Here is a 20694-nt window from a genome sequence, read left to right as displayed (position 1 = left end):
CGCGACCCCGGGTTCCGGTGCCCGCGTCGTGCAGGATCTGCCGATGGCCGTGCCGCAGCGCATCTCGTTCATCACCCTCGGGGCGCGGGACCTGCCGCGCCTGCGGGCGTTCTACGCAGCCTGGGGCTGGGAGGAACTGCCCGGAGGTGAGGAGGACTTCGCGCAGTACCAGGCGGGCGGGGTGCGCATGGCCCTGTACCCGGTGGAGCTGCTCGGCGGGGAGGCCGCCCCCGGCCAGGCGCCGCCCCCGCCCGGCGGGTGGAACGGCATCACCCTGGCCGTCAACGTGGGGACGGCCGCGGACGTCGACGCCGTGCACCGCGCGGCCCTGGCGGCGGGCGCCGTCCTCATCAGCGCACCGGTCCGGCGGGAGTGGGGCGGTCGCTCCGGCTACGTCGCCGACCCGGAGGGCAACCGGTGGGAGATCGCCTGGCTCCCCGGCCTCGTGCTGCCGCCGGAGTGACCGGGGTCCTCGCCGGGGGAACCGCCCTCACCGTTCCCCGCTGCGGCGCCGGTGGCGCAGCGCCGCGAGCCGGTGCGCGGTGGTGAGCAGCTCGCGGGTCGCGGCCGCCGACCGCTCCGCGGGGTCCACCACGCACACCCACCCGAGCCGGGCGTAGACCGGGTGCGGCAGGACCACGTCCCGATGCCGGTGGTCGACGCCGTCGGGCGGGGAAGCCTCCCGCGGGCCGTGACCGCAATGCGCCTCGAAGGCCTCCGCGCCGGCGTGGACGTTGACCCGGAAGGCTCCCGGCCGGTCGAGGCCCGAGGCGGGTTCGCCGGGGTAGTCCTTGGTGACGGCGGTGGCGAACGGCTGCCCGGCCCGGGGGACTCGCCCGTCGGGTGAGTAGTAGAGGAAGGTGTCCCCCAGGCGATCTCCGGGGTGCCGTCCCCCGGAGCCGGCTGCACGACGACGACGTCGCCGAGGGAGCGCGCGGGCGTCCTGCCGGTGGCGCAGCGCAGGGCATCGGGTCACCGCGTCCATACCCAACGGCACCTGCAGTCCGCGCTGGCGTACCGCGCCCTCGCGGCGGGCGTCGGGCCGGTGGAGGCCGCAGTGGTCCTGCGCGCCGTCCACGCGGGGCCGGTGGACCGGGTGCTGGGCATGCTGGACGCCGCGCACGGCGGACTCGACGCCGAGCGTCGCGGGCTCACCGCCGCCAGGGCGGCCGCCGCGTCGATCACCGGCGAGCCGATGTGCGACGTGCGGCCCGACGACGCGATGACCGTCTCGGAACTGGCCTCCGCGCTGGGAGTCCGGGCCTCGACGTTGCGGCACTGGGAGGCCGAGGGCCTGGTGGTGCCCGACCGCGACGAGCGCAACCACCGCCGGTACGCGCCACCGCACGTCCGCGACGCGCGGATCGTCCAGCAGTTGCGCCTCGCCGGGTACCGCGTCGACGCCCTCCGCGCGGTGCTGCCGCACCTGGCCCGCGGCAGCGACCTCGGTGCCGTCCTCGACGCGCGCGACCGGAGCATCACCTCCCGCTCCCTCGCCCTGCTGCTGGCCGCCACCCACCTCCACGCCCTCCTCGCATGACGGTTCTGTGACAGTGGGGCGGTCCCGGGTTCGCGGCCGCCCGGGGCGGGGCAGTGCGGGAGGGAACGCACACCCGTCCAGGAGGTTTCGCATGTCCGCTCCCACACCCACCGGCAGCCACCCCACTGCCGAGCAGTCCCGTCGCGGCGTGCCGTGGTTGTGGATCCTGCTCGGTGCCCTGCTGCTCGCGCTGGCCGTCTGGGCCATCGCCGCGGCCGTGAACGACGACGACGACGAGGCCACGGCACCCGTGGCGGTGAGCGAGTCGGCCGACCCGGTGGAGGAGCCGGACGTCGACGTGTCCCCGACGGAGACCGCCCCGGAGCCGTCCCCGTCCGCCGACACCCCCTCGGCTGACGCCCCCTCGGTCGACGCGCCCTCCGTCGACGGCTCCGCGGCTGCTGCCGGGGCCCTGCTCGTGGGCGGCACCGACGTGCTGTCCGGCGAGGCCTTCTCCGCCGACGCGCTGTCCACCGACGCCGACCTGACGGCGATGGCGGGGCAGACCGTGGACGCCCGCGAGGTCAAGGTGCTCGAGGTCGTCGCGGACGAGGCCTTCTACGTCGGCCCGGACGCCGGCCGTTCGGTCCTGGTGCGCCTCCCGGAGTTCGCGGCCGGGGAGTCCCCCTTCAAGGTCGAGGCCGGTGACACCGTGAACCTCAGCGGCACGCTGCGTCCGGTCGACCAGGCGCTGCTGGACGAGATGGGCGCCTACGACCCCGCCAAGCGGCTCGAGCCGGGCCAGGTCTACGTGCAGGCCGACAAGATCTCCGGGGTGCGCTGACCCCACGTCCGGCCGCCTCGCGGCCGGTTCCGGAAACCCCGGCACCAGGTGCCCCCTCCGCTGCGGCGGAGGGGGCACCTGCACATGACGAACCCGTGACGACAGGGTGGGAACAGGTTCCCCGAACGCCGAGTGGGTATCAGGAACGCACGGGGGCCGAGGCCGCCGGACGGGTCGGGGCACTGCCCCCTCGGGGGCGGAAGGGGAGGGCTACATGCTCAGTGAGGAGCAGCGACGCGAGCTCGCTGCCATCGAGGAGATGCTGACCATGGAGGACCCGGAGCTCGCTCGGGTCATGGGGAGTCACCGGTGCTCGCCGCGCTGGATCGTGCCACGCCTGCTCGGCGCCGTGGCCGGCCTGGCCCTGCTGGTGGCCGCGGTCGCCGGGGCGGGAACGGCCGTCTTCCTCGTGGGGGTCGTCTTCCTGGGGCTCTCCGCGACCCCGGCCCGTCACCTGCTGAAGCTGAGGGACCTGATGAGGGGCTCACGGGTGCGGACCCCCTGAAGCGCGCTCTCGCGCAGTGCATGACGCGGTGCACGACGCAGTGAACCACCGGGCCGGCGTCCGCGATGTCCGGAGGACGTGACGACCACGGAGGAACGATCGATGCACGATGCGAACACCGGCCCGGCCACGTCCGGGACGAAGCCCGCGACGAAGTCCGGAACCACGTCGGGAACGCGGTCGAGGAAGACCCCGGGGACCACGTCGAGGACGAAGCCGGGAACCCGGTCCGGACCCCAGCGTCCGCGGGAGGTCGTCTCGCGGGTCGAGGCCTTCCAGGAACTGGCCCGGGCGCGCGCCTGCGGTGAGATGGTCCTCATCCCCCGCATGCTCACCGGCAACGACCGGCGCATCCACGTCCGCCAGACCCTGCGCGAGGACCACCACACCCGGATCACGGATCACGAGGAGGACGCGGAGGCGAAGTTCGAGAAGCTCGCCGGGTCGCTGTTCTCCTTCTTCCGGGGCACCTGCCTGCTGTTCTACCGGGACATGGCCGGGGAGGACGCCTGGATGCCCACCGTCCTGGCCGCCGGGGACATCCACCCGGAGAACTTCGGGGTCGTCCCCAACGTGGACAACGTCCCCATCTTCGGCATCGACGACTACGACGAGGCGTACTACGCGCCGTTCACGTGGGACCTCAAGCGCGGCTCCGTCGGGTTCCTGATCGCCGCGCACGAGGTGGCCGGCTACGGCCGCTCCCGCCGGCGGCGGATCGTCGAGCACTTCGTCCGCGGCTACGTCGCCGCCATGAACCGCTACGCCAGCGAGGGCCTCGAGTGCCTCCGCCAGCTGCGGCAGGACAACTCCCCGCCCCTGGTGGCCGACCTCCTCGAAGGGGCCAGCTCAGGCGGCCGGGCCCGGTGGCTGGAGAAGAAGTACCTCGACGAGCACCGCCGCGGGTTCCGCGCCGACGACCGCCTGGTGCCGGTCAGCAGCCGCCGCCAGGAGTTCCAGGAGGTCATCGACCGCTTCGTGGAGTCCAACGACGTCGCCGTCCCGGACCGCGCCGCGGGGATGCGGGTGAAGGACGTGGCCGAGCGCAAGGGGCAGGGCACGGCCTCCCTGGGACTGACGCGCTACTACGTGCTCATCGAGGGGCCCTGCGCCGACGGCAGCGACGACATCCTGCTGGAGCTGAAGCAAGCGCGCCGCTCCGCCCTCGCCGGTCTCGTCCCCCCGTCGGACTTCGAGCACGACGGCCACGGCGAGCGGATCGCGCACGCGCACCGGGTCCACCTGGAGCACGGCGACGTGTTCAACGGCAGCGTCGAGCACGAGGGGCTCAGCTTCCTCGTGCGCGAGCGCTCCGCCTTCCGCGACGACATCGACCTCGACGACCTGTCGAAGTCGCAGTGGCTGGAGTACGCCGAGATCTGCGGCCGGGTCGTGGCCCACGCCCACGCCACCTCCGGCGGTGGCGGACAGGTCGACCACGACGTCGCCCCGGCGGTCGTCGCGGCGATCGGGCTGGAAGACCTGTTCGTCGACGACATCGTCCGCTTCGCGGAGGAGTCCGCGCAGCGGGTGCGCCGGGACCACCGCGACTTCCTCGCCGACCACGCGCTGGGCGCGTACCGGCGGGTCGACCACGTCTACCGTTGAGGTGCCGGGTGCCTCGCCGGCAGTGGTGCAGCACCGAGATCCCGAGGGAGCCGCGATGGCCACCGTCGTGTACCTGACCCTCCTGGCCCTCTTCCTCGCCGCCCTCGGCCGCAGCGCGATCCCGCGGCGCGAGCGGCTCCCCCTGCTCGAGCGGAGCGCTGCGGACCTGGTGGCCGACGTCGCCCGCGGAGCGCGCAGCCTCCTCCGCTGAGCAGTGCGGGCACCGCCCGGTGGTGGCAGCCTGGCCGGTGTGCAGACGCCGGACGCGAACCCCGAGCAGACCGAGCCGCAGCCGGACGCCGGCCGCTCCCCGGACCCCCACGACCTGGGCCGGTTCGTGGCGGCGCAGGACGCCGGGGGCACGTACCGGCGGGCGGTGGAGGAACTGCGGGCGGGCGGCAAGCGCAGCCACTGGATGTGGTTCGTCTTCCCGCAGGTGGCGGGGCTCGGGCGCAGCGAGACGGCGCAGCGCTACGCCCTGCCCGGGCTGGCGGCGGCCCGCGGCTACCTCGCCCACCCGGTGCTCGGCCCGCGGCTGCTGGAGTGCGCCCGGGTGCTCGCGGGCTCCGCCTCGCACGACCCGGTGCGGATCATGGGATCGACGACGGACGCGGTGAAGCTGCGCTCGTCGATGACGCTGTTCGCGCGCGCCGACCCCGACGAGCCGGTGTTCCGCGAGGTGCTGGAGAAGTTCTTCGACGGGGAGGACCCGGCGACGCTGGAGCGGATCTGAGCCGGGCCTGCCGCGCCGGCCGGTCCATGATCTGCGCATGGGACAGCAGGTTCTCCGCACCGCCCGCCTCGTGCTGGTGCCCCTCGCCGAGGAGCACCTGGAGTTCGAGGTGGAGCTGGACTCCGACCCCGAGGTGATGCGCTACCTGGGCAGCGGCCGGGCGCGCAGCCGGGCGGAGGTCGAGGAGCTGCACCGCGGCCGCCTCGCGCTGGCCGGCCGGGCGCCGGGGCTGGGGTTCTGGGTGGGCCTCGCCGGCGGGGAGCCGGTGGGGTGGTGGTTGCTGGAGCCGCCGGTGCGGCCGGACCAGGGGCCGGTGGAGGGGCAGGCCGAGCTCGGCTACCGGCTGCTGCGCCGGCACTGGCGGCGGGGCCTGGCCGGGGAGGGCGCGCGCGAGCTGTTGCGGCACGGGTTCGAGGACCTCGGCCTGCGTCGGGTCTTCGCCGAGACGATGGCGGTCAACGTCGCCTCCCGCGCCACGATGGCGGCCCTCGGCATGCGCCACGTCCGCACGTTCGCCCTGGACGTCGACGAGCCGATCCCCGGCGCGGAGCACGGCGGGGTCGAGCACGCCCTCACCCGGGAGGAGTGGGACGGGCGGGGGGTGCCGCCGGCCGCGCCCTGAGCCGCCCGGCACCGATCGCGCCGACGGTGGGGGAGGGCTATGGTTTCGCCATGCCGAACTCTCGGATTCGAGGCACCGAAGCACGAGTCCGTCCCCTGCTCGCCGCCCTCGTGGCCGGCGCGTCCGCCCTCGCCCTCGGCGGCTGCGGCGGCTCCGGCGCCGGGGCCGCCCCCGGCGACGACCGGCCCGTCGTGCTGACCACTTTCACCGTGCTGGCCGACATGACCCGCAACGTCGCGGGCGAGCACCTGCGCGTCGAGTCGATCACCAAGGCCGGAGCGGAGATCCACGGGTACGAGCCGACGCCGTCGGACGTCCGCCGCGCAGCCGAGGCGGACCTCGTCCTCGACAACGGGCTGGGGCTCGAGGCGTGGTTCGAGCAGTTCGTGGAGGAGGTCGAGGTCCCGCACGCGGTCGTCAGCGAGGGCGTCGAGGACCTGCCGATCACCGAGGACGCCTACGCCGGGCTCGCGAACCCGCACGCGTGGATGTCCCCGCTGAACGCCGAGATCTACGTCGCGAACATCGCCGAGGCCCTCAGCGAGCTGGACCCGGCCCACGCGGAGGACTACGCGCGCAACGCCGAGGCGTACACGGCCGAGCTGCGGCAGGTGCGCGACGAGCTCGTCGCCGAACTGGAGACCCTCCCGGAGAACCAGCGGGCGCTCGTCACCTGCGAGGGGGCCTTCTCCTACCTCGCCCGCGACGCCGGGCTGCAGGAGCAGTACCTCTGGGCCGTCAACGCCGAGCAGCAGGCCACCCCGCAGCAGGTCGCCGACGTGATCGAGTTCGTCGAGCGCAACGACGTGCCCGCGGTCTTCTGCGAGTCCACCGTCTCCGACGAGCCCATGCGGCAGGTGGCCGAGTCCACCGGCGCCCGGTTCGGCGGGACCCTCTACGTCGACTCGCTGTCGGAGGAGGGCGGGCCCGTGCCCACCTACCTCGACCTCCTCCGCCACGACGCGGAGACCATCGTCGAGGGCCTGAAGGGCAGCGCGTGAGCGCCCCCGCGATCGACGTCCGCGACGTCACCGTGCACTACGGCGACGTGGTCGCCCTCGACGGCGCGACGCTGCGGCTGGGGGCGGGCGCCGTCTGCGGGCTGATCGGCATGAACGGCTCCGGCAAGTCCACCCTCATGAAGTCGATCATGGGTCTCGTCCGGCCCGACGAGGGGCAGGTCCTCGTCGACGGGCGCCCGCCGTCGAAGGCCCGCCGCTCCGGGGCGATCAGCTACGTCCCCCAGAGCGAGGACGTCGACTGGGCCTTCCCGGTCAGCGTCCGCGACGTCGTGATGATGGGCCGCTACGGCCACCAGGGGTTCACCCGCCGCCCTCGCGCCGCGGACCGCGCAGCCGTCGCCGAGGCCCTCGACCGCGTCGAGCTGGCAGACCTCGCCGACCGGCAGATCGGCGCCCTCTCGGGTGGTCAGCGCAAACGTGCCTTCGTCGCGCGGGGCATCGCGCAGGGGGCGAGCATCCTCCTGCTGGACGAGCCCTTCGCCGGCGTCGACAAGCGCTCCGAGGCCACGATCTCCGCCCTCCTCGGCGAGCTCGCCGCGGAGGGCCGGACCGTGCTCGTCTCCACGCACGACCTGCACGCCCTGCCCGAGCTGTGCACCGAGGCGGTGCTGCTGCTGCGCCGGGTCCTCCTGCACTCCACGCCGGCCGAGGTCCTGGAGCCCGCCAACCTCGCGATGGCCTTCGGCCTCGACGTGCTCGGCCGCGGCCGGGCGACCGCCTGAGAGGGGCACCGTGCTCGAACTCCTGCTCGAACCCCTGAGCTACACCTTCATGGTGCGGGCCCTGCTCGTGACGACCACCGCGGCCGTCGTCTGCGGCGTCATCAGCTGCTGGCTGGTCCTCATCGGCTGGTCGCTGATGGGTGACGCCGTCTCCCACGCCGTCCTGCCGGGGGTCGTCCTGGCCTACATCGCCGGCGTGCCCTTCGCGATCGGCGCCTTCGTCTTCGGCCTGCTCGCCGTGGTGCTCATCGGCACCGTGCGCGACACCAGCCGGGTCAAGGAGGACGCGGCGATCGGGGTCGTGTTCACCACGCTCTTCGCCCTGGGCCTGGTGCTCATCTCCGTGACACCGAGCCAGACGGACCTCAACCACATCCTGTTCGGCAACGTCCTGGGCGTCAGCCGCTCCGACGTCGTCCAGGTCCTCGTCATCGGCGCCATCGCCCTGACGCTCCTGCTGCTCAAGCGCCGCGACCTGATGCTGTACGCGTTCGACAAGACGCAGGCGCACGCCGTGGGGCTCTCGCCGCGCCGACTGGGGGCGCTGCTGCTGGGCCTGCTCGCGCTGACCACGGTGGTCGCGCTGCAGGCCGTCGGCGTCGTCCTCGTCGTGGCGATGCTCATCACCCCGGGGGCGACCGCCTACCTCCTCACCGACCGCTTCTCCCGCATGCTGATCCTCGCGCCCGCGCTGTCGGGCCTGTCCGCGGTCATGGGCATCTACGTCAGCTACTACGCCGACGCGTCCTCGGGCGGGATGGTCGTCCTGACCCAGGGCGCGCTGTTCGCGCTGGTGTACCTGCTGGCCCCCCGGCACGGGCTGCTGGCGGCGCGCGCGGGCAGGACCCTCCGCTCGCGCCAGAGGCGGGCCGCTCGTGCCTAGGCCCCGCACGACCCCAGCGCCCGACCTGACGTCCACCACCGAGGACTACCTGAAGGAGGTGTGGACCGCCCGGGAGTGGACGGACGAGCCCGTGACCACCTCGCTGCTGGCGCAGCGCATGGGGTTCTCCCGCTCGACGGTCTCCGAGGCCGTCCGCAAGCTCACCGACCAGGGCCTGCTCGCGCACGAGCGCTACGGCTCGATCGAGCTGACGGAGGAGGGGCGCGCCGCGGCCGTGGGGATGGTCCGCCGCCACCGCCTCATCGAGACCTTCCTCGTGGAGTACCTCGGCTACGGCTGGGACGAGGTGCACGACGAGGCCGAGGTGTTCGAGCACGCCGTCAGCGACAAGTTCGTCGAGCGCCTCGCGCAGCGCCTGGGCGACCCGGACCGCGACCCCCACGGCGACCCGATCCCGCGGCGGGACGGCACGTTCCCCGACCTGCCCGCGACCCGGCTCGACGCCGCGGGCGTGGGGCGCCCCCTGCAGGTGGCGCGGGTCTCGGACAGCGCCCCGGACCTGCTGCGCTACCTCGGGGAGGTCGGCATCACCCTGGACGTGGTGCTGACGGTCCTCGCCCGGCAGGAGTTCGCGGGCACCCTCCTCGTCGAGGCGGCGGGCCGGCGCTTCGACCTCGGCCTGCCCGCCGCGGCGTCGATCTGGGTGGTCGAGCCGGGCGCGGCCTGACGCAGCCGCTGCCCGTGGCAGGAGGGCCGTCACCGTGGAACCCGCCTGGGACGAGGTCGCCGGGGTCGTGCCGCTGCCCTCGGGCCGGCTGGTCCGCGGCCGGGGGCTGCGCCGGCCGCCGCCCCCGGGGCCGCAGCCGGAGTTCGGCCTCTACCTGCTGGGTTCGCCCCCGCCCGAGCTCCCCTGGCCGTCGAGGTGGCTGCGCTGGCGCGACTTCGGCCTGCCCCGCGACCGGCGGGACGCCCGCGAGGCGCTGCGGGAGGCGTGGGAGCGCTCGGCGGCCCAGCGGGTGGAGGTCGCCTGCGGGGGCGGGGTGGGCCGCACCGGCACGGCGCTGGCCTGCCTGGCCGTCCTCGACGGCGTTCCACCCGGGGAGGCGGTCGCGTTCGTCCGCGCTCGCTACCACCGGCGCGCGGTGGAGACGCCCTGGCAGCGCCGCTGGGTGGAGGAGTTCCGCGCGCCGTAGCCGCGCCGGAGCACCCGACGCCCTGGACCGGGTCCCGGCGCAGGGCGCGCAGGGCGTGCAGGCCGGTGGCGCGACCGCTCAGGGCGACAGCCGCTTGGAGAACACCGTGGTCGACGCCGTCCCCCCGTCCGCGAGCAGGGCGTAGTCCCCGATCACGCCCGCCCGCGTCCAGCCCAGGTGCGCGTACAGGTCCTCCGCGCTGCTGCCCGTCTCGGTGTCCAGCACCAGCAGCCAGCGCCCGCGGCGCAGCGCCTCCGCCTCCAGCGCGGCCAGCAGGGCCCGCGCCAGGCCGAGGCCGCGGGCGTCGCGGTGCACCAGCAGCTTCGCCACCTCCGCGCGGTGGGCGCCGTTGGTCTGGGCGGCGGGCAGCAGTCGCACCGTGCCGCGGACCCGGCCGCCCACCACGGCCACCCACGTGAGGGCGTCGTCCCCGGCGAGCGCCGCGCGCCACCACGCCCGTGCCTGCGCCGGCGTCGGGGGAACGGGGAAGCCCACGCTGGCGCCGCCGGCGACGCAGTCGACGAGGACCTCCGCCAGTTCCCCCTCGACCCGCGCCGGCACCGGGGTCGTGAGCAGGTGCACCCCGTCGGTCAGGGGCGCGGCCGGCGTGGTCCACTCCCGCTGCAGCACCGCGAACACCAGTTCCTCGCCCCACCAGCCCTTGAACCGCTCGTGCTCGCGCAGGTGCGCCTCCTGCCGCATCCCGAGGCGGCGCATGAGGTCCGCGGAGGCGGTGTTCGCCCCGTCGCACCGGCCGTGGACCCGGTGCATCCCGAACTGCGAGAACGCGGCGTCGAGGACAGCGGTGGCGGCCTCCGCGGCGTAGCCGCGCCCGGACCGCGCCGGGTCCAGGAAGAAGCCGATCTCGCCCTGCCCGTCGGCGGCGCTCAGCAGGCGCAGCAGCACCTCGCCGACGTACTCCCCGCCGTCCCGCACCTCGACCGCGTAGGAGAGCGCGTCGCCGTCCGCGGCGAGCCGGGTGCGCGTCAGCCGCAGCGCGTGGAACTCCTCCGCCTGCGCCCGCGGCAGCACCGGCCACGGCAGGTACCGCACCACGTCCGGGTCGGCCATCAGCGCGGCGAAGGGGTCCAGGTCGCTGCCGCGGTACGGCCGCAGGAGCAGCCGCTCGGTGGACAGGGGGACCATCTCTGCCGGCACGGGCCCAGCATCCCAGTGCGCTCCGGTGCCCGGTGTCGCCGCGGGAACCTCCGCACGCCAGCATGGGTCCGTGGCAGATGAGGAGCGGAGCCGCCGCAGCCGGTGGCTCGCCGAGACGGGCGGCGCCCGCGGTGCCGAGTACGCGGCGCGCATCGAGGCGCACGAGGCGGGTGGCGGCGGCCACGGCGAGGCGGACTTCGTGCACGCGCTCCTGCCGGGGCCCTCGCGCATCGTCGACGCCGGTTGCGGGGAGGGGCGGGTGGCGCGGGCGCTGCGCCGCCTCGGCCACCGCGTCGTCGGTGTCGACTCCGACGCGTCCATGATCGCGGAGGCCCGCCGCCGGGAGCCGGGGGCGGTGTGGGTGGAGTCGGACCTGCTCGAGGTGACGGGGGAGCGGCTGCGCGACGCCCTCGGGGGCGAGGTGGACGCCGTGGTCGCGGCGGGCAACGTCCTGGTCTACGTCGCGCCCGGGACGGAGGGGGACGTGGTGGCGCGCTGCGCGGGGTGGCTGCGCCCGGGTGGCCTCCTCGTCGCGGGTTTCGCCGCCGACCGCCACCTGACCCCCGGCGACTACGCGGCCACCTGCGCCGCCGCGGCGCTGGAACCCGTGGCCGAGCACGGCGGCTGGGACGGCGAGCCCCCCTCCCCACGGCGCCCGGACGGCCGCGCCCCGTACACGGTGCAGGTGCACCGCCGTCCCGCCGCGGGGACGGCGCACCCGGCGTAGGGCGCGTCCCGCCGATCGGGGCAGCGCGTCGAGCCGACCGCGATCGCGCCCGCGGGGCGTCGGACGCCGGACGTCCGGGGGGCGAGGTCAGGAGCTGTGGCGCGTCGAGTGGTGCAGCGGACCGCTCAGCCAGGCTTCGGCGTCCCGGTGGCTGCGGAGCCGGACGACGGTGAGGTCGGGGTGCTGCCGGAGCAGGTGGGTCACCCGCGTCGCGGTCTTGTGGTGGGTGAGCCAGGCCCAGCGCACGATGTGGTCCGGGTCGGTGAAGAACGTCCACAGCGACGGCTCGATGTTGCCGTTCCAGAGCTGCTGACGGCGCAGTCGGCGCACGAGGGTGCGCCGGACGACCTGGCGCATGACGCGGTGCCTGGGCAGGTCGAGCCAGACGACGAGGTCGGCGCGCTCGGCCAGGTGTGCGCGGACCGAGCCGTACTGCCACTCCGTCACCCACGCCGGCCCGGCGCTGAAGTGGTGCACGTCGCGCTCGAAGGAGGGCCGCGGCGTCCACGCCGGACCGTGGAAGAGAGCGTCGATCTCCACGTGCCGCACGTGGAGCGCGGCGGCGATGCGGACTGCCAGGCTCGTCTTGCCCGAGCCGGAGGTTCCGGCGACGAGCACCCGCCGGGGACGGTGCGGCAGGGGATCGGCGGGTCCCGACAACGGCATGGTCGCCACGCTAGCCAGCCACGAGGAAGACCTGCGGCGGCGGATCACCGGCTGCCCGTGCGTCCGGCCACCGGTGGTCGAGGACGTCCGGCGGCCGTCAGGATCGGGCGCGATCTACGTCACGTGCGGACGTCCGCTGGGTGCTGGGCATTCCCCACGCTTCGCGCGGGAGGCCCCACCTTCGAGGGCCGCATCACCCACTGACCGCCCTGGCGGTCACACCGAAGATCGGACAGTCCCGAATCGACCGGTTCTGCGACGTCTGGTGGGCGGGCGGCAGAGCGAGGCGGCTTCGGCGGGTGGTCTATGTCGGCTCTTCGTGGCGGAGGACGGGGCGTGGGTGGATGGTGTGGTGTCTGCTCCAGTCCGCGGCCCAGGTGGGGATCTCGTCGGCGGGCATGGGGCGGGCGATGTGGTACCCCTGCAGGAGGTCACAACCGGCCGCGCCGGCTGCCCGCAGAAGGGCAGGGGTCTCCACTCCCTCGGCGACGGTCTGGATGCCGAGAGCGCGGGCCAGGCCGACGCTGGCGGTCACCGCGGCGCCGGCCCGCCGGTCGTCGAGCATGGGCAGGACGAACGACTTGTCGACCTTGATCTGGTCGACGGGGAGTTCGCAGAGGTAGGTGAAGGTGGAGTGGCCGGTGCCGAAGTCGTCGATGGCCACGCGCACGCCGAGGTCGTGCAGCTGTTCCAGGACCTGGCGGGCGGCGCTGCGTTCGGTCAGCAGCGACTCCTCGGTGAGCTCGATGAGCAGTGCGCGGGCGGGCAGGCCGTGCAGGGCGAGGAGGGTGTGCAGGCGCTCGGGCAGTGCGGGGGTGATCTCGGCGGCGGTCAGGTTGATCGAGGCTTCCAGGTGCAGCCCGGCGCCGCGCCAGAACTGCAGGTGCCGGCAGGTCTGCTGGAGGACGTGCTCGCTGAGCTGGGGCATCAGGCCGGCTTCTTCCACCAGCGGCAGGAAGCTCGCCGGTGCCACGACCTGGCCGTCGCGGCGGCGCCAGCGGATGAGCGCCTCCACGCCGGTCACCGCCAGGGTGGTGGCGTCGATCTGCGGTTGGTAGTGCACCAGCAGCTCCCCGGCGGTGACGGCTGCGCGCAGTTCGGCCAGCTCGTGGAGGCGGTGGCGGGCTGCGGCGTCCTGGGTGGGGGTGTAGATGTGGTGGCCGCTGCGGGTGCGCTTGGCGCGGTACATGGCGATGTCGGCGGCCTGCAGCAGTTCGTCGAGGTCGCGGCCGTGGTCGGGGTGGACCGCGATGCCGATGCTGGCCTGCACCTGCAGCACCGACGTCCCGATCGCGATGGGGTCGGCCATGGCGGTGCGGATGCGGGCCGCGACGTGCGTGGCGTCGGTGGCGTCGGTGTCGGTGGTGAGGAGGGCGAACTCGTCACCACCGAGGCGGGCGATGAGTTCTCCCTGGCGCAGGACGTGGCGCAGCCGGGCCGCGACGATGGCCAGGAGCTGATCGCCGACGGCGTGGCCGAGGGCGTCGTTGACCTCCTTGAAGCGGTCCAGGTCCAGCAGCAGCAGCGCGGCGGGCCGTTCACCGGAGGCGAGGACGTGCTGGGCGTGCTCACGCAGTGCGCGCCGGTTGGGCAGGCCGCTGAGCTCATCGGTGCGCGCCTCGCGTCGTGAGGCCACCACGACGTGCTCCTGGCGCAGGCTGACCACCAGGCGCAGCAGCGCCAGCAGCACGGTGAGGGCGGCGGCGACCGCCGCTGCCAGCGGCACGGGACGCAGGAGGGCCAGGGTCAGCATCGCCAGGGCCAGCACGGCCACAGCCACCGGCACCACCGCAGCCGTCGGGGGCGCGGTGCGCACCGCCTGCTCCGCGGACAGCGCCCCACCGGAGGCCAGGGCGTAGAAGACGTAGGCCCACACCCACCAGGAGTTCTCCACCCCCTCGTAGCCGATGGTGCCGCTGATGATCTCGATCATCCACATCGCGTCGGCGGCGAACACGAGCAGCAGCCCGATGCTCAGCAGCCACCACGAGCGGCTCGGCCGCCAGCCCAGCATCGCCACCGCCCCGACGGCGAGGAACACCAGCACCGCATCCATCAGCGGGTAGACCAGGTTGAAGAAGACCTGCAGCGGCTCACCCACCGTCGTGGCGCCGGGATGACCCAGGACGAGCCACAGAGTCAGGATCGCCACACCACCGGCCGCGGTGGCCCCGTCCAGCCACACCGCCGGCGTCAGCCTCGTCATGCGCTGGCGGACCAGCTCCCACAGCGCGATCACCGCGCACGGGTAGAACGCCAGCCACCCCACGTCGGAGATCGCCGGCACCGGCGGCACGATGTCCGGTTCGAAGCGCCAGGCGCTGATGAACGAGCCGCTGGACCAGCACATCATCCCCGCGGCCAGCCACCGCCACGCCCGCCGGCCCGGTCCCGCAGCGGCACCTGCCCGCAGCCAGCACAGCACCCCGGCCAAGAAGCGGGTTCCCGCCGAGGCGAAGCCCTCCCACAGCAGCGTCGACTCCCCCAGCCCGCGCCGCAGCCACGACATCGTGGGCATGGTGGACATGGTGAACGTCACCGCCCCGCACACCACCACCGCCAGCAACACCCGGTGCCGGACGGGCCAGTACTCCGGGGTGACCTGCCGCGCTCGACGCTCCACCCGCTCAGTGTGACCGGAAGGCCACGTCAGGTCATCCACCTGAGAGGCGGGCCCTCGCAGTGCCACCAGCACTGGAGCACCCGCTCACAGTCGACGGCGGTTTCAACCGGTCAACGCACCGAGGGAGTGTCGCTGCGTGGGTGGCGTCACAGGGAGGCCTCGAAGTCCACCTCGGCCAGGATCTGCACGCTGCCGCCGTGATCGCGTGCCACTCGCGGCTGCGGCGATCGTCGGGGCAGCGCGATCACGCGCCCCGCTGAGACCGGAACGGCACCAGACCGGCGTCGGCGCTGGTCTCAACGGCTGATGTCGGCGCCGTCGTCGTCCACGATGCCGGTGCCGCAGGGCACGGTGGTCATCGTGGTCATCGTGGACATCGAGGTCGCCGACGCGGGCGGCGACGGCTGCGGCCGGGCGGTCGCCCTTCTCGACGGCGCCCTGTGGGGCCGTATGACGGGTGCTCCCCTGCGCGCCGGGCGGGGTTGACGGTGTCTGCGCGCAGCTCCCAGAGCCTGCGCTACGTCAGGCCCCGGGAAGTGCCCGGCTACGCCGAAGCGCGGGCACAGGGGCGGACACCGCAGGTGCCGCTCCTGCCGCCACCTCTCCTACCGGGGCTGACGGCGCACAGCATGTTCCTGCGTGCGCTGCTCAAGGGCGCCATCGCCTTCCCCCTGACCTTGGTGGGCGTCCACCTGATCGCCGAGTCGCAGTCGCCCGGTGACGGCTTGCCCTGGTGGGTGCTGCTGATTGATTTGGTGCCTTTCGTCCTGGCGTGGCGGTGGGGGGTTGCCGTGGGCAGGCGCAACATCGAGGAGCTCCAGCACGGCTACACCACGCACGTGCTGACGTTCGGTCAGTTCCACATCGGTGGCGGCAGCCACGTGCGCGACACCGACGCCGGCCCGCCCTGGGACTACAGCGGCACCTGGGTCCTGCACCGGGACGGGCGGGTGAAGTCCGCCCCGCAGCCCGGCCACGACCCTCCAGGGCTCTATCCCTCACCTGCGCGGCCGGACGCCTACGAGCTGTGGACCGGCGCCTCCTGGACGGGCTACTACCCGACCTGAGGACGGCTCGGCTCGTCGCGGACCGCGCATGATCGCGCCCGTGCGGCGGCAGGGGGGGCGTCCTTCCCGACAGCGGCTCGGGAGGAAGTCACCGGTCAGTCCGTCGACGCGATGGCGTCCCTGATCGATCGCGCGTCCCTGTCGAGGAGCGATCTCTCGCGGTCCAGCGGCTCGGGCTTGATGGTCCAGCCGTCTCCGGCGTAGCGGGGGATGACGTGGAGGTGGAAGTGGAACACCGTCTGGAAGGCGGCTTCGCCGTCGCAGAGGAGGACGTTGATCCCCTCGCAGCGCAGGTCTGAGCGCCGCAGGGCACGCGCCATCTCGTGGCCGACCGACCAGACGTGAGCGCTGGTGGCTCCATCGAGGCCTTCGAGGCCCACCGCGTGCTTGCGCGGCACGACGAGGAGATGGCCGGGTGTGACGGGGGACAGGTCCATGAGGGCCACGACGGTCTCGTCTTCGTACACCACGCTGGCCTCGGCCTGTCCGGCCACGATGGCGCAGAAGATGCACTCCTGCGCCGCCGACGTCGCGTCCTGTGTCATGTGCGCAACAGTTCCAGTTCGACCAGCGGGAGTGGGGGCAGTCCCGTTCTCAGCGCCTGCGGGGTGATGGCACGGTCGGTGGCCGATTCCCGGAGAGGGGTGCACGCGGGAGTGAGTCCTGACTACTGTGCGTGCATGGGCGCATGGTGGAGGCGGGCGGGGGCGGCTGTCCTGACGGGGGTCTGTGCCGCCACGGTCGGGGCTGTGGCAGCGCACGCTGATCGCCGGGTCGGTGGTGACATCGGCGTGCGCTACGACTCCTTGGGCGGCAGTGGTGGCTTCCTCGGCGCACCGCTGACCGGGGAGGTCCGCACCCCGAACGGGCGCGGGGCCTACGTCGTCTTCCAGGGCGGGTCGATCTACTGGTCCCCGGCCACCGGCGCGCAGGAGGTGCACGGCGCGATCCGCAACGCCTACGGCTGGGCCGGGTGGGAGGGCGGCTACCTCGGGTTCCCGCGCACCAACGAGGTCCGCACGCCGGACGGGCGCGGGGCGTACAACGTGTTCGAGGGCGGGTCCATCTACTGGTCGCCGCAGGCCGGCCCGAACGCCCACGTCGTGCGCGGAGCGATCCGGGACGCGTGGGGCCAGTACTCCTGGGAGGGCGGCCCGTTCGGCTACCCCACCTCGAGCGAGTTCGACATCCCCGGCGGTAAGCGCAGCAACTTCCAGCGCGGCTGGATCGAGTGGCGTCCGTCCGGCATGCGCATGTTCGCCGAATCCGGGGTCCCGGGGTGCGGATCCCCGCACCGGGGAGCCAGCCCCGAAGAGGCGGTCACCTGTTTCATGCGCGCATGGGAGATGGGTCGGGGCGACGTGATGGCGAACTACACCTCCAACGCCATCGTCACCGAGCAGCTGAAGATCCGGGAGGTCAACTCGGGCGTGGGCCCGTACACCGTCGAAGGATGTGGGCGCGCCACCTCCGGGTTCCCGAGGACGTCAGCGGGGATCCACTGCGTCGTCCAGTTCCCGGCCCCTCCCGGCGAGGTCCACGGGGGCGTGATGACCCTGGGGATCGGCCTGTACGACCGCGGGGCCTGGATCGAAGAGCTGGAGTCGATCGGCTGACCAGGTAGGCGCCGCTGCGGCAGGGCTCCCGGCTGCTCTCTCGAGCCTGGCGCCCCGCGCCTTCGTCGAGCACGGCACCGCCCACCTCAAGACCCACTGACGCGGCCTCGCCCACGTCAGCCTCTGCCCGTGGCGCATCTTCGCGACGGCCACCACGCACCTGCTTGCGGCTCGCAGACGAAGGACGTCAAGCGCCGACGGCGTTCGTCTCGAGGCATGCCCTGCGGATCCCGGCAAGCACCAGACCGCCCATGACTGCGCCCGCACCGCGAGGCGTGCGGGCATGGTGGGTGGGGAGCGCGGTCATGCCGACTCGACCAGGCAGACCGGTGAATCACTCGCTCGTGCAGCCGCCGCCCGCTTCCCTGGAGCCAGGGCCTTTGAATCGGGCCATCTCTTCGCCATCGGCGTGCACGATCGTGAGCCCATCCGGCACGACGGTGGTGTAGATGTCGCCGACCATCACGTCGGCTTCCTCGATGACGGCGCCGCTCTGGAAGAACTCCAGGTGGATCTGGTCGCCGGTGTCCCGGGTGTCCGTGATGCCCGGGCACACACTGATGCGCACGCCCTCCGCTCCGGCAGGGTCGCCACTGCACCCGCTCACGGTGATGACGGCCACCGCGGACAGGGCAAGCAGCGCGCCGACCCTGCCCAGAGGGGATTGCGGGGACGTCCGGACAGCTCGCGGTGTGCGCACGCCGCCAGCATCGACGCTCACAACCTCGAGCAGGTGCGTTTCGGGTCATCCGACACTTGCCCGAGGTCGGGATCTGCACACCAACGCGGCCACGACTGGTTCATGATCGAACCGTCCTGCGCGGTCTCGTACCGGTCGTCGGCAACCACTTCCGATCGCATCCCGAGGGCGTCCACGTCGGGCGTTCGTGAGGGTGGGGGAGGGTGAGTGGGGTCGAGCGGTGGCAGGGGCCGAGTCGCAGCGTGCGCGTCAGCGGATCGCGACCACCTTGGTGTCGAAGGGGGACCCGGGGCCGGCCTCGCCGTCGAACGCGTCGGGGCGCCCGACCTCGATCTCGTACTCTCCCGCGGGTAGCGGGATGGTCACCGAGAACTCCGCGAACACCCCGTTCGCGCCGGCCTGCACCGATCCACGCGCCACGTCGTGGCCGGCCCAGTCGGTGACCCTGTAGAGCAGCATGCCTTCGGGAGCGGAGCCGACGCCTTCCACGACGACCTGACGGGGAGTGGCGGTGTTGGTGGAGGTGATCCACGCGGGCGCCTGCACGTCGACCTGCGGGGCGCGGGACACCGTTTCGGGCACCGCGTGCCCGAACAGCACCGGCCGGGCCTCGCCGGCCTCGCGGATCTCCACGGGCAGGTCTTCGCCGGCGGCGGCGGTGACCGTGTGGACGAGCTGTTGCACGGCCCAGGCGGCGTCCGCGGCGTCCTTGGATCCCGGCGCGACGCCGGCGGGCAGGTCGACCACGAGGCGGTCACCGACCCGGCTGACGTTCGATGGTCCGGTTCCCGCGTACCACGCGTTCTGGTAGTCGAAGTCGCTCGGGAAGCCACCGAGCAGAGCGGCGAGGGCCCGGTCGGCGTCGTCGCCCTCGCCATCAGCGGCGACGAACTCGCGGAAGAGCCACGCGGGAACACTCTCACCGGCCTGCCAGTACACCGGCACCGTCGCTGAGCCCGACGGCAGAGCCACCGCGCCTGCCATCGCGGCCGGTCGCGTCGCCCGAGCTGTCCGGGCCGACGCACTGCGGGAGGCGGTAGGTGCTCTCGGCGTCTGCGACACCGGCGCAGAGGCGTCGGCCGGGTCGGCGCGGACGCTCCGGGGGTCCCCGGAGCACTGCTGGTGGCGCACCCGGTCCCCAGCACCGAGACGGCGATCACCAGCGTCGCGTGGTGCCTGATCGTTCCCTTGGTGTTCCTCATGGAAGTGACACGGGCGGAGAGGATCATCGGTTGACCTGCAGCCCGAGAGACCAGAGCGACGCCCTCAACTTGAACCACGGGCGGATAAGCCGCTGCGGCTCTTCCTGCAGGCCGACTCCCACGACCTGGGGTGGAACGAGCCGACGATGAACTGGCTCGCGGAGAACCTGCGTGTGGCGGCCGCCCTAGCTGTGCTGAGCACGGACGTTTGTGACACGCCGGGGTCGCGCGGTCCGTGACACAGGGAAGACCTCCGAAGGCAGTGTGGAGCGGCTGAAGGCGACCACACCAGTCGAGCGCTTCCACCGGACCTTGGCCACCGAGTGGGCATACGGCCGGCCCTGCACCTCCGAGTCGCAGCGGCGGGCGGCCTTGCCGAAGTGGCTGCACCTCTACAACCATTCCCCCGCGAGCGGGAGGTGGCCCCTCCGCCACCACACCGCACTCGGCGGGCTACCGCCCGCCTCCCGCGTCACCAACCTCAGTGGTCAGAACAACTAGTGGGGCGTTGCGCCGCCACCCATGCAGGATCCGCGAGACCGCGGGGAACGCGATGAGGGGGCGACGGCCCGGTTGGGGCGTCCCCCCCTCATCTGCTCTCACCCCGCGCTAGGGGCGGGTCAGGCCGGGTTGCCCGAGCCCTTGTAGAAGCTCTTGGACTTGTTGCGAACTGCAGCGTAGTAGATCTCCGAAACGCCGTGGCACTCCGCCCTGGTCACCGCGTTGTTGCGGTAGGCGGCGTTGCAAGCCTGCTTCAGGTTGTACCTGAGCTGCCTGTCAACGGAGAGTCGGCTCGACCGCTGACCGTAACCGTAACCCTTGTCGTGGATGTCACAGGCGCGTCGGAAGTCCGCCGAGAACCAGCGATCCGGGACATGCTTGTAGACGCCGCTGCCAGCACCGCATCCATTGCTCGTCGGGTAGGTATCCGGTCCCGCCATGGCCGGCGTCGCCACCAGACCGAGGGAACCGGTCGCGATGAGAGCTGCCGCGGCCACGTTGCGGACGCGCTTGAGCGAAATTCGCACTACTGATCTCCTGCCACATCTCATGATCCGCACGACGACGATGAAGTGCGCGCAGCCCTGGAATCCGGGCGGCTGACAGCGACCGTAGATGACCCGTGAGGCGCGATGCAAACTCCAGGCAACTATTACTGCGTGCAACTTTCCCTTACTAGCCCTTGTCAGTGGCGCCACGCTGCTCCTGGCGAAGACTCGCTGGGCCCAGGGGTTCCCGGTGCGCACTGAATGCCGGAGGATCAGCGTGTCGGAGCGCCAACGGCACGCTGGTGCCCGAGGAGGGACGTCGTGCAGAGGTCGGTGGCAGAGAAGATGGGCGTGCGGGAGGGGGCGCGGGCCT

The 20694-nt window shown here is 73.2% G+C and carries 25 protein-coding genes and 2 pseudogenes; 18 read left to right on the top strand and 9 right to left on the bottom strand.

The genetic code is table 11. From position 1 onward, the window contains the following. Positions 1-43 precede the first annotated feature (43 nt). A complete protein-coding gene (locus CLV92_RS17440) occupies positions 44-463 on the top strand; it encodes a VOC family protein (protein ID WP_211291237.1) in 420 nt (139 codons plus the stop codon). A gap of 27 nt (positions 464-490) precedes the next feature. On the opposite strand, the gene CLV92_RS22610 is transcribed toward CLV92_RS17440, so the two are convergent. Then, on the bottom strand, positions 491-985 hold the full coding sequence (locus tag CLV92_RS22610) for a DUF6194 family protein (protein WP_245886932.1): 495 nt from the start codon (positions 983-985) through the stop codon (positions 491-493). On the opposite strand from CLV92_RS22610, the gene CLV92_RS17430 reads away from it, so the two are divergent. From CLV92_RS17430 to CLV92_RS17380, 12 genes are all read left to right on the top strand, one after another. Beyond that, a complete protein-coding gene (locus tag CLV92_RS17430) occupies positions 884-1540 on the top strand; it encodes a MerR family transcriptional regulator (RefSeq protein ID WP_211291235.1) in 657 nt (218 codons plus the stop codon). The two genes, CLV92_RS22610 and CLV92_RS17430, sit on opposite strands and share 102 nt — an antisense overlap. A 91-nt stretch (positions 1541-1631) precedes the next feature. Next, positions 1632-2324, top strand: coding sequence for a hypothetical protein (locus CLV92_RS17425; protein ID WP_104434851.1), 693 nt, complete (start codon positions 1632-1634; stop codon positions 2322-2324). A gap of 214 nt (positions 2325-2538) precedes the next feature. Further along, a complete protein-coding gene (locus CLV92_RS17420) occupies positions 2539-2829 on the top strand; it encodes a DUF3040 domain-containing protein (protein WP_104434849.1) in 291 nt (96 codons plus the stop codon). 102 nt (positions 2830-2931) lie between these two features. After that, positions 2932-4437, top strand: a complete 1506-nt coding sequence (locus CLV92_RS17415) for a DUF2252 domain-containing protein (protein WP_104434847.1) — start codon at positions 2932-2934, stop codon at positions 4435-4437. Positions 4438-4492: 55 nt separating this feature from the next. Continuing rightward, a complete protein-coding gene (locus CLV92_RS21615; RefSeq protein ID WP_158257307.1) occupies positions 4493-4648 on the top strand; it encodes a hypothetical protein in 156 nt (51 codons plus the stop codon). 114 nt (positions 4649-4762) lie between these two features. Then, positions 4763-5170 carry a DUF1810 domain-containing protein gene (locus CLV92_RS17410; RefSeq protein ID WP_342762360.1) on the top strand — a complete coding sequence of 136 codons (408 nt, stop codon included), beginning with the start codon at positions 4763-4765 and terminating at the stop codon, positions 5168-5170. Positions 5171-5207: 37 nt separating this feature from the next. Further along, positions 5208-5792 (top strand): GNAT family N-acetyltransferase, encoded by a 585-nt coding sequence (locus tag CLV92_RS17405; RefSeq protein ID WP_104434845.1) that lies wholly within the window; start codon positions 5208-5210, stop codon positions 5790-5792. Between the two features lie 50 nt (positions 5793-5842). After that, entirely contained in the window at positions 5843-6793 is a 951-nt protein-coding gene (locus tag CLV92_RS17400) for a metal ABC transporter substrate-binding protein (RefSeq protein ID WP_104435007.1), read from the top strand. Beyond that, on the top strand, positions 6790-7536 hold the full coding sequence (locus tag CLV92_RS17395) for a metal ABC transporter ATP-binding protein (RefSeq protein WP_104434843.1): 747 nt from the start codon (positions 6790-6792) through the stop codon (positions 7534-7536). Before CLV92_RS17400 ends, CLV92_RS17395 begins: the two co-directional genes overlap by 4 nt. Positions 7537-7585: 49 nt before the next feature. Beyond that, complete coding sequence (locus CLV92_RS17390) at positions 7586-8419, top strand: iron chelate uptake ABC transporter family permease subunit (protein ID WP_104435005.1); 834 nt, start codon at positions 7586-7588, stop codon at positions 8417-8419. Next, on the top strand, positions 8412-9107 hold the full coding sequence (locus CLV92_RS17385; RefSeq protein ID WP_104434841.1) for a metal-dependent transcriptional regulator: 696 nt from the start codon (positions 8412-8414) through the stop codon (positions 9105-9107). Before CLV92_RS17390 ends, CLV92_RS17385 begins: the two co-directional genes overlap by 8 nt. Positions 9108-9141: 34 nt before the next feature. After that, positions 9142-9573, top strand: a complete 432-nt coding sequence (locus CLV92_RS17380) for a protein-tyrosine phosphatase family protein (protein ID WP_104434839.1) — start codon at positions 9142-9144, stop codon at positions 9571-9573. A gap of 78 nt (positions 9574-9651) precedes the next feature. On the opposite strand, the gene CLV92_RS23130 is transcribed toward CLV92_RS17380, so the two are convergent. Then, positions 9652-10167, bottom strand: coding sequence for a GNAT family N-acetyltransferase (locus CLV92_RS23130; RefSeq protein WP_425433588.1), 516 nt, complete (start codon positions 10165-10167; stop codon positions 9652-9654). Positions 10168-10281: 114 nt separating this feature from the next. Further along, positions 10282-10719: pseudogene (locus CLV92_RS23125) on the bottom strand (GNAT family N-acetyltransferase); the annotation flags it as partial. Positions 10720-10801: 82 nt separating this feature from the next. On the opposite strand from CLV92_RS23125, the gene CLV92_RS17370 reads away from it, so the two are divergent. Next, the gene (locus tag CLV92_RS17370) at positions 10802-11458 is read left to right on the top strand and encodes a class I SAM-dependent methyltransferase (RefSeq protein ID WP_158257306.1); all 657 of its coding nucleotides are present in this window, start codon (positions 10802-10804) and stop codon (positions 11456-11458) included. An 87-nt stretch (positions 11459-11545) separates the two neighbouring features. Here the strand turns inward: CLV92_RS17370 and CLV92_RS17365 are convergent, their stop codons facing one another. Next, a complete protein-coding gene (locus CLV92_RS17365) occupies positions 11546-12124 on the bottom strand; it encodes a P-loop NTPase family protein (RefSeq protein WP_104434999.1) in 579 nt (192 codons plus the stop codon). Between the two features lie 304 nt (positions 12125-12428). Then, entirely contained in the window at positions 12429-14747 is a 2319-nt protein-coding gene (locus CLV92_RS17360; protein ID WP_104434837.1) for a putative bifunctional diguanylate cyclase/phosphodiesterase, read from the bottom strand. Between the two features lie 336 nt (positions 14748-15083). On the opposite strand from CLV92_RS17360, the gene CLV92_RS21610 reads away from it, so the two are divergent. Beyond that, positions 15084-15233: a hypothetical protein gene (locus CLV92_RS21610; RefSeq protein ID WP_158257305.1), complete on the top strand. Its 150-nt coding sequence runs from the start codon at positions 15084-15086 to the stop codon at positions 15231-15233. A 143-nt stretch (positions 15234-15376) separates the two neighbouring features. Next, entirely contained in the window at positions 15377-15814 is a 438-nt protein-coding gene (locus CLV92_RS17355) for a hypothetical protein (RefSeq protein WP_146099617.1), read from the top strand. A 95-nt stretch (positions 15815-15909) separates the two neighbouring features. On the opposite strand, the gene CLV92_RS17350 is transcribed toward CLV92_RS17355, so the two are convergent. Further along, the gene (locus CLV92_RS17350) at positions 15910-16359 is read right to left on the bottom strand and encodes an HIT family protein (protein ID WP_104434833.1); all 450 of its coding nucleotides are present in this window, start codon (positions 16357-16359) and stop codon (positions 15910-15912) included. Between the two features lie 204 nt (positions 16360-16563). Between CLV92_RS17350 and CLV92_RS17345 the strand changes: the two genes are divergently transcribed. Further along, positions 16564-17430: an LGFP repeat-containing protein gene (locus CLV92_RS17345; RefSeq protein WP_158257304.1), complete on the top strand. Its 867-nt coding sequence runs from the start codon at positions 16564-16566 to the stop codon at positions 17428-17430. 334 nt (positions 17431-17764) lie between these two features. On the opposite strand, the gene CLV92_RS17340 is transcribed toward CLV92_RS17345, so the two are convergent. Both CLV92_RS17340 and CLV92_RS17335 read right to left on the bottom strand, forming a co-directional pair. Then, positions 17765-18052: a hypothetical protein gene (locus tag CLV92_RS17340; RefSeq protein WP_146099615.1), complete on the bottom strand. Its 288-nt coding sequence runs from the start codon at positions 18050-18052 to the stop codon at positions 17765-17767. Between the two features lie 327 nt (positions 18053-18379). Continuing rightward, complete coding sequence (locus CLV92_RS17335) at positions 18380-19102, bottom strand: Gmad2 immunoglobulin-like domain-containing protein (RefSeq protein ID WP_158257303.1); 723 nt, start codon at positions 19100-19102, stop codon at positions 18380-18382. Positions 19103-19623: 521 nt separating this feature from the next. Here CLV92_RS17335 and CLV92_RS17325 point away from each other — a divergent pair. Continuing rightward, positions 19624-19833 (top strand): annotated as a pseudogene (locus tag CLV92_RS17325) (integrase core domain-containing protein); the annotation flags it as partial. A 119-nt stretch (positions 19834-19952) separates the two neighbouring features. Here CLV92_RS17325 and CLV92_RS17320 read toward each other — a convergent pair. Further along, positions 19953-20360, bottom strand: a complete 408-nt coding sequence (locus CLV92_RS17320) for a phospholipase A2 (RefSeq protein WP_158257302.1) — start codon at positions 20358-20360, stop codon at positions 19953-19955. Positions 20361-20694: the final 334 nt, after the last annotated feature.

It is taken from the genome of Kineococcus xinjiangensis (assembly GCF_002934625.1).
Lineage (GTDB): Bacteria > Actinomycetota > Actinomycetes > Actinomycetales > Kineococcaceae > Kineococcus_A > Kineococcus_A xinjiangensis.
The sequence above is the reverse complement of the archived record's forward strand: the minus strand, read 5'-3'. Positions and strand labels throughout refer to the sequence as shown.

What these genes read in the sequence shown, in the direction of transcription:
- CLV92_RS17420 (WP_104434849.1), top strand. Translation starts at nt 2,539, where the DNA reads ATGCTCAGTGAGGAGCAGCGACGCGAGCTCGCTGCCATCGAGGAGATG.
- CLV92_RS21615 (WP_158257307.1), top strand. Translation starts at nt 4,493, where the DNA reads ATGGCCACCGTCGTGTACCTGACCCTCCTGGCCCTCTTCCTCGCCGCC.
- CLV92_RS17405 (WP_104434845.1), top strand. Translation starts at nt 5,208, where the DNA reads ATGGGACAGCAGGTTCTCCGCACCGCCCGCCTCGTGCTGGTGCCCCTC.
- CLV92_RS17425 (WP_104434851.1), top strand. Translation starts at nt 1,632, where the DNA reads ATGTCCGCTCCCACACCCACCGGCAGCCACCCCACTGCCGAGCAGTCC.
- CLV92_RS17365 (WP_104434999.1), bottom strand. Translation starts at nt 12,124, where the DNA reads ATGCCGTTGTCGGGACCCGCCGATCCCCTGCCGCACCGTCCCCGGCGG.
- CLV92_RS17350 (WP_104434833.1), bottom strand. Translation starts at nt 16,359, where the DNA reads ATGACACAGGACGCGACGTCGGCGGCGCAGGAGTGCATCTTCTGCGCC.
- CLV92_RS17440 (WP_211291237.1), top strand. Translation starts at nt 44, where the DNA reads ATGGCCGTGCCGCAGCGCATCTCGTTCATCACCCTCGGGGCGCGGGAC.
- CLV92_RS17400 (WP_104435007.1), top strand. Translation starts at nt 5,843, where the DNA reads ATGCCGAACTCTCGGATTCGAGGCACCGAAGCACGAGTCCGTCCCCTG.
- CLV92_RS17390 (WP_104435005.1), top strand. Translation starts at nt 7,586, where the DNA reads ATGGTGCGGGCCCTGCTCGTGACGACCACCGCGGCCGTCGTCTGCGGC.
- CLV92_RS17415 (WP_104434847.1), top strand. Translation starts at nt 2,932, where the DNA reads ATGCACGATGCGAACACCGGCCCGGCCACGTCCGGGACGAAGCCCGCG.
- CLV92_RS17355 (WP_146099617.1), top strand. Translation starts at nt 15,377, where the DNA reads ATGTTCCTGCGTGCGCTGCTCAAGGGCGCCATCGCCTTCCCCCTGACC.
- CLV92_RS22610 (WP_245886932.1), bottom strand. Translation starts at nt 985, where the DNA reads ATGGACGCGGTGACCCGATGCCCTGCGCTGCGCCACCGGCAGGACGCC.